Raw genomic sequence first — 12538 nt, 5'->3', positions numbered from 1 at the left:
CGTGCAGATCGCCGAGGCCGTCGACGGCTACCTCGACCACCTCGAGCGCGAGCGCGGGTACTCGGCGAACACGGTGCGCGGCTACCGGGGCGACCTCCGCAGCCTCACGGAGCACTGCGACGGCGCAGGCCTCGAGGACGCCACCGCGCTCGACATCGACGTGCTCCGCGACTGGCTCTACGCGAGCTCGGAGGCCGGCATGGGCAAGTCGACGATCGCGCGCCGCAGCGCGGCCGCCCGCGGGCTGAGCCGCTGGATCGCCGCGCACGGCGGCGCCGACGTCGCAGGACGCCTGCGCACGCCGAAGCGCGACCGCCACCTGCCGCGCGTGCTCTCGCGCCAGGTGATGGACGGCGTGCTCGGCTCGCTCGCCGCCGCCGCGGGGGAGGGTGACCCCGTGGCGCTCCGTGACCTCGCCGTCGTCGAGCTGCTCTACGCGAGCGCGCTGCGGGTGAGCGAGCTCGTCGGGCTCGACGTCGACGACGTCGACCTCGAGCGGCTCACCGTGCGCGTGACGGGCAAGGGCTCGAAGGAGCGCGTCGTGCCGTTCGGGCGGCCAGCGCTCGACGCGGTGCTCGACTGGATGCGCGTCGGCCGCCCGCAGCTGGCCGACGCCGAGCGCGCCCATCCGGCGCTCTTCCTCGGCGCCCGGGGCGGACGGCTCGGCCAGCGGCGCGTGCACGAGCTCGTCACGGCGCTGCTCGAGGAGATCCCCGGCTCCGGCCCGCACGGCCCGCACACGCTGCGCCACACGGCGGCCACGCACCTGCTCGACGGCGGCGCCGACCTGCGAGCGGTGCAGGAGCTGCTCGGGCACGCGAGCCTCGGCACCACCCAGATCTACACGCACGTCTCGCTCGAGCGGCTCGCCGAGGCGTACCGCGGCGCGCATCCGCGAGCCTGAGCCCGACGCCGAACCCGACGCCGGGCCCGGCGCGGCGCCGCGCATCGGCAGCAGCACCGGCCGGGCGACGCCGAGGAGCGGCAGCGGATCGACGTAGGCGCCGCGCAGCCGCGCGCCGAGGTGCAGCCGCGCGTGCAGCCCGGATGTGCCTCCGTGGCCGGCGAGCAGCAGCCCGATGGTCTCACCGCGCTCGACGCGCGCGCCCGCGACGACCGACGGCTCGACCGGCTCGAAGCTCGACACGAGCCCGCCGTCGTGCTCGATCGAGACGACCGGCCGGCCCGCGACCGGTCCCGCGAAGCGCACCACGCCGCTGTCCGGCGCCACCACCGCCGACCCCGCGGACGCCCTGAGGTCGATGCCCCGGTGGCCCGCGCCGTAGGGTGACGCAGGCAGGTCGAACGCGCGCACGACGTCGAGCGGCGACGCGGCGGACGAGACCGGCCAGGCCCACGTGCCGGCCGCGACCGCCAGCAGGACCGCGAGGATGCGCATGCCCCGCATGGTGCCCGGGCGGCCGCCGCGCGCGTGCGCCGCGCGAGGCGAGCGGTGGAGAGCGGGCGTCCGCGAGCAGGGCCCCCGAGCGTGTATCGTGGGAGGGCATCGCTCATGCGATGACTTCGCGCGCCCGTCGCGACGACACCCCCTTCGGTCCAGCTGCTCGAGCTCGCTCGCGCGCCTGGTGGTGGTGCGTCAGGGCGCCAGGGGCTCGACCACCCGGTCGCGCCGGCAACCAGAACAGAAGAAGGAGGCGGCCATGGCCGTCGTCACGACTCGCCAGCTGCTCGACAGCGGCGTCCACTTCGGGCACCAGACCCGTCGTTGGAACCCCAAGATGAAGCGCTTCATCTTCACGGAGCGCTCGGGCATCTACATCATCGACCTGCAGCAGTCGCTCGCCTACATCGACAAGGCGTACGACTTCGTCAAGGAGACCGTCTCGCACGGCGGCTCGGTGCTCTTCGTGGGCACGAAGAAGCAGGCGCAGGAGTCGATCGCCGAGCAGGCGACGCGCGTGGGCCAGCCCTACGTCAACCAGCGCTGGCTCGGTGGCCTCCTCACCAACTTCAACACGGTCTCGAAGCGCCTGAGCCGCATGAAGGAGCTCGAGGAGCTCGACTTCGAGGACACCACGCAGGGCTACACGAAGAAGGAGCTGCTGCTCAAGAAGCGCGAGCTCCTGAAGCTGCAGAAGTCGCTCGGCGGCATCCGCAACCTCCAGCGCACGCCGTCGGCGATCTGGATCGTCGACACGAACAAGGAGCACCTCGCGGTCGACGAGGCGAAGAAGCTGGGCATCCCCATCATCGCCATCCTCGACACGAACTGCGACCCGGACGACGTCGCCTACCCGATCCCGGGCAACGACGACGCGATCCGCTCCGTCGCGCTGCTGACGAAGATCGTCGCCGACGCTGCCGCTGAGGGCCTCATGCAGCGCCACGGTGGTGGCGACGCCGCTGCCGAGCCGATGGCTGAGTGGGAGCGCGAGCTCCTCGAGCAGCACGAGGCCGAGGCCGCCGCGCCGGTCGTCGAGGAGACGCAGGCCGAGGAGCCGGCCGCCGAGGCACCGGTCGCCGACGAGCCCGCCACCGAGGAGCCGGCCGCCGACGCGCCCGTCGCCGAGGAGCAGCCCGCCGAGACCACCGAGGGCGACACGACGCCCGAGTCCAAGTAAGGAGCAGCGGATGGCATCCATCAGCATCGCCGACCTCAAGATGCTGCGCGAGCAGCTCGGCACCGGCATGAGCGACACGAAGGCAGCCCTCGAGGAGGCCGGCGGCGACGTCGAGAAGGCCACCGAGATCCTCCGCCTCAAGGGCGCGAAGGGCAACGCGAAGCGCGCCGACCGCTCGACGAGCGAAGGCCTCGTGGCCGTCGCCGCCGTCGACGGTGCGACGACGATGATCGCGATCGGCTGCGAGACCGACTTCGTCGCGAAGAACGAGAAGTTCATCGCGCTCGCCGACCGCGTGGTCGCCGCTGTCGCGGCCGCCGGCGCCACCGACCTGGCTTCGGCGCTCGCCGCCCCGGCCGAGTCCGGCACGGTGCAGACCGTCATCGAGCAGCAGGCCGCGACGCTCGGCGAGAAGATCGAGCTGACGAAGGTCGCTCGCATCGAGGGCGAGCAGCAGGCCGTCTACCTGCACCGCACGTCGAAGGACCTGCCCCCGCAGGTCGGCGTCGTGGTGGCCTACTCGGGCGACGACGCGGACACGGCTCGCGCCGTGGCGCAGCACATCGCCATGTTCGACCCCACCTACGTCACCCGCGACGAGGTGCCGGCGGATGCGGTCGAGAAGGAGCGCGAGCTCGTCACCGAGATCGCACGCGGCGAGGGCAAGCCCGAGGGCGCCATGCCGAAGATCATCGAGGGTCGCATCAGCGGCTTCTTCAAGCAGATCGTCCTGCTCGACCAGGACTACGCACGCGACAACAAGCAGAGCGTCGCCAAGGTGCTCGAGGCCGCCGGCCTCACGGTCACCGGCTTCGCGCGCTTCAAGGTCGGCGCGTAGGCACGAACGCACGATGAGGGCCGGGGGAGACCCCGGCCCTCTTCGCGTCCGCGGACGGTCCCGCAGGCGCGGAGCGGCCCGCGGGGGACGAGTCCCGCCACCGGCGCACGGTAGGCTTCTGCACGGCCCGCTCGGGTCGTGACCCCCAGGAGGACGCCCGATGACAGCACAGCCGCGACGCCGAGTCCTCCTGAAGCTCTCGGGCGAGTCGTTCGGCGCCGGCAGCCTCGGCGTGAACCCCGACGCGGTCGCCTCCTTCGCCCGGCAGATCGCGGATGCGGCGGAGACCGTCGAGATCGCGATCGTCGTCGGCGGCGGCAACTTCTTCCGCGGCGCGGAGCTGAGCCAGCGCGGCATGGAGCGCGGTCGCGCCGACTACATGGGCATGCTCGGCACCGTGATGAACGCCCTCGCCCTGCAGGACTTCCTCGAGCAGGCTGGCGCCGAGACGCGCGTGCAGTCGGCCATCCAGATGACGCAGGTCGCCGAGCCGTACATCCCGCGCCGCGCCGAGCGCCACCTCGAGAAGGGCCGCATCGTCATCTTTGGCGCCGGCGCGGGCCTGCCCTACTTCTCGACCGACACCGTCGCCGCGCAGCGCGCGCTCGAGATCACCGCCGACCAGGTGCTGGTCGCGAAGAACGGCGTCGACGGCGTCTACTCGGCCGACCCCAAGCACGACCCGACGGCGACGCGCTTCGACGAGATCACCTACCAGGACGCGCTCGTCCGCGGCCTCAAGGTCGTCGACTCGACGGCCTTCAGCCTCTGCATGGACAACAGGATGCCCATGCGCGTGTTCGGCATGGACGGCGACCGCGCCCTCGAGCGCGCGCTCCTCGGCGAGCCCGTCGGCACGCTCGTGCGCGCCTGACGCCCGCCCCACGCAATACACTCAGCAGCGACGGAAGGAACCACGTGATCAGCGACGTTCTGGCTTCGGCCAAGGAGAAGATGGCCCAGTCGATCGAGGTCGCGAAGGCCGACTTCCAGACGGTCAGCGCGGGCAGGGCCAACCCGGCGCTGTTCCAGAAGCTGCTCGTCGAGTACTACGGCTCGCCGACGCCGCTCGTGCAGCTCGCGGGCTTCCAGCAGCCCGACGCGCGCACGCTCGTCATCACGCCGTTCGACAAGAGCGCGCTCAAGGACATCGAGCGCGCGATCGTCGCCGCGCCCCACCTCGGCGTCAGCCCGTCGAACGACGGCGCGATCATCCGCGTCGTCATGCCGGAGCTCACCGAGGAGCGCCGCCGCGACTACGTCAAGATCGTCAAGGACAAGGCCGAGCAGGCCCGCGTCGCCGTCCGCAACATCCGTCGCCAGGCGCTCAGCGACCTCGACAAGCTGACCGAGGTCGGCGACGACGAGGTCGCGCGCGCCGGCAAGGAGCTCGAGGCCGCGACGAAGCAGGCCGTCGACGGCATCGACGACGCACTGAAGAAGAAGGAGTCCGAGCTCCTCGAGGTCTGATCGAGGAGTCGGGAGGCGACGCGTGCGACGAGAGCATCGGAGCCCCGCCGAGATCGAGGCGCAGATCCAGGCGCAGATCCACGCCGCGCGGGACCAGATCGAGGCGACCCGCGCGCGCGTGAACAAGCGCACGGGCCGCGACCTCGCGGCAGCGACCGGCATGGCGGTCGTGCTGGGCGTGGTGCTGCTGGCGAGCCTGCTGTGGGTGAAGACGCTGTTCATGGTCTTCGCGACCGTGCTCGTCGGCTTCGCGCTCTACGAGCTCGCGAGCGCGATGCGGTTCGGCGGCCGCGACGTGCCGCGCATCCCGCTCGTGCTGCTCGGCAGCGCGATCCTGCCGATCACGTGGGTGCTCGGGGCCGCGGGCATGTGGTGGTCGACGCTCGGCGCGATCGCCGCGGTCGCCCTCGCGCGGGTGCTCGAGCTCGCCGACCGCAGGACCCGCACCGGCGTCCGTGCCGTCGCGGCCGACATCGCCGGGGGAGCGCTCTGCATCGCCTACGTGGCGGTGCTCGGCGGCTTCGCGGTGCTGCTCACCGCGCAGGACGGCGGCCAGTGGTGGACGCTCGCGATGATCATCATGACGACCGTGATCGACACCGGCGCGCTCGCCGCCGGCGTGCTGCTCGGCCGCCACAAGCTCGCGCCCCGCATCAGCCCGGGCAAGACCTGGGAGGGGCTCGCCGGCGGCGCCCTGTTCGCGACCATCACCGGCATCGCGCTCTCGGTGTGGATGCTGCAGCAGGAGTGGTGGTTCGGGTTCGTCCTCGCGGCGCTGCTCGTCGCGGCCGCCACGGTCGGCGACCTCGCCGAGTCGATCATCAAGCGCGACCTCGGCATCAAGGACATCGGCTCGTTCCTGCCCGGCCACGGCGGCTTCCTCGACCGGCTCGACTCGATCCTCCCGAGCGCCGTCGTGATGATGGCCCTGTTCCAGGTGGTGCACGCCTGACCAGGCTGCCGCTGGCATGATGGAGACGATGAGCACGTTCCCGAGGGCAAAGCGCTCGCAGCCCGGCTACGACATCGAGCAGGTCGAGGACTTCCTCGAGGATGCTCGGCGCGCGTACGCCACGGACGCGCGCGCGGCGACCGCGATCGACAGCTCCACCATCCGCCGCATGAGCTTCACGATGCAGAAGGGCGGCTACTCGCCGGCCCACGTCGACGCGGCGCTCGAGCGGCTCGAGGAGGCCTTCGCGCGCCGCGAGCACGAGCGCGGCGTCGTCGAGCACGGCGAGGACGCCTGGTACGCGAAGGTGCGGGACCGGGCGCAGCAGGCGCTCGAGACGCTCAAGCGCCCCGACGGCGAGCGCTTCCGCCGCGTCAGCCGCATCTCGCGCGGCTACCGGGTGCTGGAGGTCGACCGCTTCGCCGCGAAGATCGCCGACTACCTCGAGGACGGGCCGGACATGACGGTGCGCGAGGTGCGCACGGCGCAGTTCGACGCCCAGTTCGGCGGCTACGACGAGGACGAGGTCGACCAGCTGTTCGACACCGTCGTGAGCCTCATGCTGGCGGTCCGCTGACCGCTGCGGGCCTCCGCCGCCAGGGCTCGACCCTGGGCGTCGTTACCATTCCGTGATAACGTCGATTCTCGTGTTCACCAGGTCCCACTCCGCTTCCGCGCGCTCGACGCGCACGCGCGGCGTGCTCTCCGGGGTGTCGCTCGTGGCCGCGGCGGGCTTCGTGCTCGTCTCCGTCGCCGCGAGCCCTGGCTCCGAGGTGATGGCCGAGCCCGCGTCGCTGCCGAGCCAGCCCCGCGCCGGCCAGGCCGTCGACGCGATCACCGGCTCGCAGGCCTCCCTCGTCCGCGACGAGATCGTGGTGCACACGCCGACCCCGACGCCGACGCCGACGCCCGAGCCGGCACCCGCCGCCGCACCGGCAGCCGCCGCCGCACCCGCTGCCGCGAGCGCCCCGCGCGCGGCGTCGATCGCGATCCCCGCCGTCGCGGCGCCGAACCCCGGCAGCGCCCAGGCCGCGGCCCGACAGATGGTGCTGGCGCGCGGATGGGGCGAGGACCAGTACTCGTGCCTCTACAACCTGTGGCAGCGCGAGTCGAACTGGAACGTCTACGCGCAGAACCGCTCGAGCGGCGCCTACGGCATCCCGCAGGCCCTGCCCGGTTCGAAGATGGCGACCGCGGGCGCCGACTGGCAGACCAACCCCATCACCCAGATCAGCTGGGGCCTCGGCTACATCGCCGGCCGCTACGGCACGCCCTGCGGCGCCTGGGGCCACTCAGAGTCTGTCGGCTGGTACTGAGGTGGCCGCGCGGCGGCCCAAGCGTCGCGCGCAGCCCCACGTGCCGCTCGACGTCGACCGCCTGATGCATGGCGCGGCCCGCACCGAGCATCGTGCGGGAGCGGAGTGGCACGTGCAGCCGATCTCGCCGCGCAACGCGGCGAAGGAGTACGCGTGCCCCGGCTGCGGCGGCACGGTGCCGGCGGGCGTCGCGCACGTCGTGGTGTGGCGCGCCGACTCGATCTTCGGCGACGAGCGCGCGCTCGAGGATCGGCGCCACTGGCACACCGGGTGCTGGCGCGCGCGCTGACCGCACCCGCGTTCGGATGCCCGGGAGGGCGAGACAGGAGATGACGTGACGGAGACCATCGAGATCCGCTCCGGCGCCGAGCTGCCCGCACGGCGCGAGGAGATCGAGCTGCACACGCTCGACGGCCTCACGCTCGTCGGCGAGCTGGCGCTGCCGCTCGAGCGCGATCCGGTCGCGACCCTCGTCTGCCTGCACCCGCTGCCGACCCACCACGGCTTCATGGACTCGCACGTGCTGCGGAAGGCCGCGCTCCGGCTCCCCGCGCTCGCCGACCTCGCGGTGCTGCGCTTCAACTTCCGCGGCGTCGAGAGCCCGCGCGGCCGCAGCGAGGGGGAGTTCGACGGCGGTGACGACGAGCGCTACGACCTCGCCGCCGCCCTCGGGCTCGTGGCCGAGCGCGCGCTGCCGTCGCCGTGGCTGCTCGGCTGGTCGTTCGGCACCGAGGTCGCGCTCAAGCACGGCCGCGAGTCGAGCGCCGTCGGCGCGCTGCTGCTGTCGCCGCCGCTGCACCGCACGAGCGAGCAGGAGCTGCGCGCCTGGGCCGGATCCGGCAAGCGGATGACGGCGATCGTGCCGGAGCTCGACGACTACCTGCAGCCGGCCGAGGCGCGCGAGCGCTTCTCGGTCGTGCCGGAGGCCGAGATCGTCGCCGTCGAGGGCGGCAAGCACCTGTGGGTGGGCGAGAACCAGGTGCGGCGCGTGCTCGACGAGATCGTCGCGCGCGCCAACCCCGCCGCGGCGCCGCTGCCGACGCACTGGCCCGTCTAGGGTCGCGCCGGCTGGGCTACTTCGAGTCCTGCCGGGGGATGACGACTTCCTTCAGGATCAGCTGGATCGCCGCCGCGATCGGGATCGCGACGAGCGCGCCCAGGATGCCGAGCAGCGTGCCGCCGATGAGGGCGGCCAGCACGACGACGACGCCCGGCACCTTGACCGCGCGGTTCATGATCTGCGGGCTGATGACGTAGGCCTCGAGCTGCATGTAGATGAGGTACCAGATGGCCACGGGCAGCGCGGTCTGGGGCCCGTCGAGCAGCAGCACGAGCAGCGAGATGACCACCGAGGCCGAGATCGTGCCGACGAGCGGGATCGTGGAGGCGATGAGCGCGATCACCGCGTAGACGCCCGCGAGCTCGGAGCCGACGATCGACAGCACGATGAACGACAGCACGCCGTTGAGCAGGCCGAGCGCGCCCTGGCCGAGCACGAAGCGGCCGACCGACCGCATGATCTGCTCGGCGATCTCGATGAACTTGGGCCGCGACGACGCCGGCACGAGCCGGTACATGCCCGACTTCAGCGCGGGCATCGAGCCCGTGAAGTAGAGCATCAGCACGAGCACGATGAGCAGGCCGCCGATGGCGAACACGACCTGCACCGCACCGCCGACGATGCCCGCGGCGATGTCGGCGACCCAGGGCGGCAGGCTCGACCAGGTGTTGAAGTCGCTCAGGGCCTCGCTCAGCTGCTGGAGCGAGCCGTCGACGTCGAACTGCGGGAACGTCTCGCGCACCCACTCGAGCACGCTCTCGAATGCGCCGCCCTCGATCTCCGCGACGATCGACTGCACGAGCACCGCGAACTGCGCGACGATCGTCGGCACGATGAGCCAGGTCGCACCGACCGCGATGCCGAGGATCAGCGCGAAGATCACGAGCACCGCAGCCCATCGGGGCACGCCGCGGCGGATGAAGAACTGGATGACCGGCTCGACGCCGAGCGCGAGGAAGATGCCGGCGAAGGCCCACACGAGCACGGTGCTGATCTGCTGCACCGCGACGCCGATGGCGAGCGCGAGCAGCACGCCGAGGCCACCGACGAGGCCGAGCAGGAAACCGTTGCGGATCTTCACATCGGCAATCCTAGGGTCGCGCCGACGGGCGCCCCTGCCGCCCCGCCCGCGGCCGGGGTTGGCAGGCTCAGGACCTCCCGGTACCCTGGAGGCTTGCCCGCTCTGCGCCGTCCTGCCCGGACGGCCCGCCGGATCCGCCGGTGAGCGTGAAAGGACCTCTGACTCGTGCGATACATCCTCGCGGCCGTGAGCCTCGTGATCTCGCTCGTGCTGCTCGGGCTCGGCATCGGACAGCGCACCATCTGGGCTCCGCCGGAGTCGATCGTCTCGCAGCTCGACACCGCCACCGACTCGCAGATCCTCGTGATCCCCGGCACGACCATGAACGCGCACGACGGCAGGCAGAGCGTCGTCATCACCGGCGACGGGCCGATCACCGCCGTCGTCGGCCGCGAGCACGACGTGCTCGGCTGGGTGGGCGAGACGGCGCACGCCGTCGCGGGCATCGACGAGTCGGATGCGCTCACGCTCACGGAGCAGTCGGGCAGCAGCGACGCCGTGCCGCAGCTCGCGGGCAGCGACATGTGGATCGAGGAGCACGCCGGCGAGGGCGAGGTCAGCTTCTCGATCGACCTGCCGGTCGGGTACTCGATCGCGATCGCCGGTGAGCCCGGCACCGCCGCACCTGCCGACGTGCGGGTCGAGTGGCCCTTCGACGCCAAGACCCCGCTCTTCGGGCCGCTCATCACCGCGGGCCTCGTCTTCCTCGCGCTGGCGCTCGTGCTGTTCCTGCTGGCGCTGCGCCGCCACCGCCGGCGCCGCGGTCCGCAGCGCCGCTCGCACCGCGAGCTGACCCGCGCGGAGCGCCGTGCGCTCGTGCGCGACGCCCGGGAGGGCACGCCGCGGGGTGCGGTCGGACCCGCCCAGGGCGCGATCGAGGCGCCGACGGCTGACGCGGGCGCGACAGGCGCCTCGGACGCGGTCATCGCCCCCGATGCCGTCGACGCCCCCGACAGCTCGCAGGCGGCCACGGACGCGACGGACGAGCCGCAGACGGATGCGACGACGGACCGGTCGCGCGGCACGGCCGAGCGCACCGCCGCGCCGACCGGCCGCCGCCGCTTCGGCATGATCGCGCTGCCGATCGTCGCGGTCGTGGCGCTCACGGGCTGCGGGCCGCAGTACTGGCCGAGCGGCCCCTCGACGCCCGCGGCGACCGAGGAGCCCACGCCGACGAGCCTCGAGGACACGCTGCCTCCGGTCGCGCTCACCGAGAACCAGTTCGACCGCGTGCTGGAGGAGACGCGGACGGTGACCGCTGCCGCCGACGAGGCGCGCGACCTGGAGCAGGTCTCGACCCGCGTCGGCGGTGCGGTGCTCGACGCCCGCACCACGAACTACGAGGTGCGCGGCCTCAACGGCGAGGTCGAGCCGCTGCCGGGGATCCCGGACGGCGACGTGCAGCTGATCCTGCCGCAGCAGACCGAGGTCTGGCCGCGCACGGTCATGGCGGTCGTCGCGTGGCAGGACGAGGCGCGCGCGCAGTCGGCGCTCGTCTTCGAGCAGGCCGACGCCCGCGCCGACTACCGGCTCGTCTACCAGACGACGCTCGCGTCCGGCGTGCAGCTGCCCGCCGTCGCGAGCCCCACGATCGGTGCCGCGAGCCTGCCGGGCGACACCCCGCTGCTGCAGCGCCGCCCGACCGAGATCACCGACGCGTACGCCGACCTGCTGCTGCGGGGTGACGCCTCCGAGTTCGCCGCGTGGTTCCGCGAGGACGGCGACACCCTGCGCGCCGACCTCGGCCGCGCCGCGAAGGACGAGCTCATCCAGCGGCCGGAGTTCGCGCTCTCGGTGCTCGAGTGGGGGGCGGCGGGCGACGCCCCCGCACCGCTCATGCTGGTGACGAACGAGGGCGGCGCGCTGCTCGCGACGTCGTTCAACGAGACGGTGCGCGTCACTCCGAAGGAGGAGGGCGTCGAGATCTCGACGAGCGGCGCCGCCGCCAGCCTCGCGGGCGTCCAGGAGACGACCGCGGGCATCGAGACGACGTACCAGATCCAGGTGCTCTTCGCCGTGCCGCCGGCCGATGCACCGGAGGGCACGCAGATCCAGGTCGTCGGGTACAGCCAGGCGCTGCTCGACGCGAACGAGGTGGGACAGTGACCGATACGCAGCTTCCGGCATCCATGGGTGGGGCCATCGACCTCTCGGCGCTCGCCGCTCGGCGGGACCAGCCGCCGGCGCCCGAGCGCGCCCAGGGCGGTGCGCCCGGCGTGATCGTCGACATCGGCGACGCCGACTTCGGCCAGATCGTCGAGCTGTCGAGCAGCGTGCCCGTGATCATCGACATCTGGGCCGAGTGGTGCGGGCCGTGCAAGCAGCTCTCGCCGGTGCTCGAGCGCCTCGTCGAGGGCTACGGCGGCCGGCTCGTGCTCGCGAAGGTCGACGCCGACCAGAACCCGCAGCTCGTGCAGGCGTTCAACGCGCAGTCGATCCCGACCGTCGCCGCCGTCATCGGCGGACGGCCTGCGCCGCTGTTCACCGGTGCGCTGCCGGAGGACCAGGTCAAGGACGTCCTCGAGCAGGTGCTCGCGTTCGCCGAGCAGCAGGGCATCACCGGCCGCGTGCCGGTGGGCGACGCGCCCGCGGACGCAGAGCCGGAGCCCGAGCCCCTGCCGCCGCTGCACCAGGAGGCGTACGACGCGATCGACGCCGGCGACCTCGACACGGCGATCGCCGCGTTCGAGAAGGCCATCGCGCAGAACCCGCGCGACACCGACGCGATCGCCGGCCTCGCGCAGGTGCGCCTGCTCGCGCGGCTGCGCGACCGCTCCGCCGACGACATCCGGTCCGCGGCCGCCGCGCAGCCTCGGGACACCGAGGCGCAGCTGCTCGCCGCCGACCTCGACCTCTCGGGCGGCCACGTCGAGGACGCGTTCCTGCGCCTGCTCGACCTCATGGCGACGCTCGTCGGCGACGAGAAGCAGGACGTGCGGCTGCGGCTGCTCGACTACTTCGAGATCGTCGGACTCGACGACCCGCGCGTGCACGCGGCCCGCCGCCGCCTCACCACGCTGCTGTACTAGCCGCCGGCGCCCGGCCGCACGCGCCGCCGGCGCCCGGCCCGCTGTGGCGTCGAGGTGGTCGCCCGCGGGCGCGTGCAGCGGCCGAGAGGCCGTCCGGGAAGGTGCACGGTCGCTCGCACGGGAGCGTGGTCGATCCGGCGAGTGAGTGGTCAGTCCGGTCCGTGAGTGGTCAGTCTGGAGCGTGGGTGGTCAGGTCCGCAGATGACCGGT

The 12538-nt window shown here is 72.8% G+C and carries 13 protein-coding genes and 1 pseudogene; 12 read left to right on the top strand and 2 right to left on the bottom strand.

The window, feature by feature from the left end; all coding sequences use genetic code 11:
* Window position 1: 1 nt before the first annotated feature.
* A complete protein-coding gene (locus EDD26_RS13560; RefSeq protein ID WP_123698186.1) occupies window positions 2-904 on the top strand; it encodes a tyrosine recombinase XerC in 903 nt (300 codons plus the stop codon).
* Window positions 905-1048: 144 nt separating this feature from the next.
* Here the strand turns inward: EDD26_RS13560 and EDD26_RS13555 are convergent.
* Window positions 1049-1399 (bottom strand): annotated as a pseudogene (locus EDD26_RS13555) (murein hydrolase activator EnvC family protein); the annotation flags it as partial.
* Between the two features lie 262 nt (window positions 1400-1661).
* Here EDD26_RS13555 and rpsB point away from each other — a divergent pair.
* From rpsB to EDD26_RS13510, 9 genes are all read left to right on the top strand, one after another.
* Complete coding sequence (rpsB, locus tag EDD26_RS13550; protein ID WP_123698185.1) at window positions 1662-2582, top strand: 30S ribosomal protein S2; 921 nt, start codon at window positions 1662-1664, stop codon at window positions 2580-2582.
* 10 nt (window positions 2583-2592) lie between these two features.
* Complete coding sequence (gene tsf / locus EDD26_RS13545; RefSeq protein WP_123698184.1) at window positions 2593-3420, top strand: translation elongation factor Ts; 828 nt, start codon at window positions 2593-2595, stop codon at window positions 3418-3420.
* Window positions 3421-3580: 160 nt separating this feature from the next.
* Window positions 3581-4294 (top strand): UMP kinase, encoded by a 714-nt coding sequence (gene pyrH / locus EDD26_RS13540; protein ID WP_123698183.1) that lies wholly within the window; start codon window positions 3581-3583, stop codon window positions 4292-4294.
* Between the two features lie 44 nt (window positions 4295-4338).
* Entirely contained in the window at window positions 4339-4890 is a 552-nt protein-coding gene (gene frr, locus EDD26_RS13535; protein WP_123698182.1) for a ribosome recycling factor, read from the top strand.
* 22 nt (window positions 4891-4912) lie between these two features.
* On the top strand, window positions 4913-5842 hold the full coding sequence (locus EDD26_RS13530; RefSeq protein ID WP_245989925.1) for a phosphatidate cytidylyltransferase: 930 nt from the start codon (window positions 4913-4915) through the stop codon (window positions 5840-5842).
* 28 nt (window positions 5843-5870) lie between these two features.
* Window positions 5871-6419: a DivIVA domain-containing protein gene (locus EDD26_RS13525; protein ID WP_123698613.1), complete on the top strand. Its 549-nt coding sequence runs from the start codon at window positions 5871-5873 to the stop codon at window positions 6417-6419.
* A 70-nt stretch (window positions 6420-6489) separates the two neighbouring features.
* On the top strand, window positions 6490-7158 hold the full coding sequence (locus EDD26_RS13520; RefSeq protein ID WP_245989923.1) for an aggregation-promoting factor C-terminal-like domain-containing protein: 669 nt from the start codon (window positions 6490-6492) through the stop codon (window positions 7156-7158).
* 112 nt (window positions 7159-7270) lie between these two features.
* Window positions 7271-7447, top strand: coding sequence for a hypothetical protein (locus EDD26_RS13515; RefSeq protein WP_342769317.1), 177 nt, complete (start codon window positions 7271-7273; stop codon window positions 7445-7447).
* A gap of 45 nt (window positions 7448-7492) precedes the next feature.
* The gene (locus EDD26_RS13510; protein WP_123698181.1) at window positions 7493-8215 is read left to right on the top strand and encodes an alpha/beta hydrolase; all 723 of its coding nucleotides are present in this window, start codon (window positions 7493-7495) and stop codon (window positions 8213-8215) included.
* Between the two features lie 16 nt (window positions 8216-8231).
* Here the strand turns inward: EDD26_RS13510 and EDD26_RS13505 are convergent, their stop codons facing one another.
* A complete protein-coding gene (locus EDD26_RS13505; RefSeq protein ID WP_123698180.1) occupies window positions 8232-9299 on the bottom strand; it encodes an AI-2E family transporter in 1068 nt (355 codons plus the stop codon).
* A gap of 186 nt (window positions 9300-9485) precedes the next feature.
* Here EDD26_RS13505 and EDD26_RS13500 point away from each other — a divergent pair, with 186 nt between their 5' ends.
* Together EDD26_RS13500 and EDD26_RS13495 are read left to right on the top strand one after the other, a co-directional pair.
* On the top strand, window positions 9486-11405 hold the full coding sequence (locus tag EDD26_RS13500) for a DUF8094 domain-containing protein (RefSeq protein ID WP_148058749.1): 1920 nt from the start codon (window positions 9486-9488) through the stop codon (window positions 11403-11405).
* Window positions 11406-11428: 23 nt separating this feature from the next.
* On the top strand, window positions 11429-12328 hold the full coding sequence (locus EDD26_RS13495; RefSeq protein ID WP_123698178.1) for a tetratricopeptide repeat protein: 900 nt from the start codon (window positions 11429-11431) through the stop codon (window positions 12326-12328).
* The last annotated feature ends 210 nt before the right edge of the window (window positions 12329-12538 follow it).

Origin of the sequence: Agrococcus jenensis (assembly GCF_003752465.1) — a bacterium.
Lineage (GTDB): Bacteria > Actinomycetota > Actinomycetes > Actinomycetales > Microbacteriaceae > Agrococcus > Agrococcus jenensis.
Note: the sequence above shows the minus strand (reverse complement) of the source record. Positions and strands in the feature narration are given on the sequence as shown.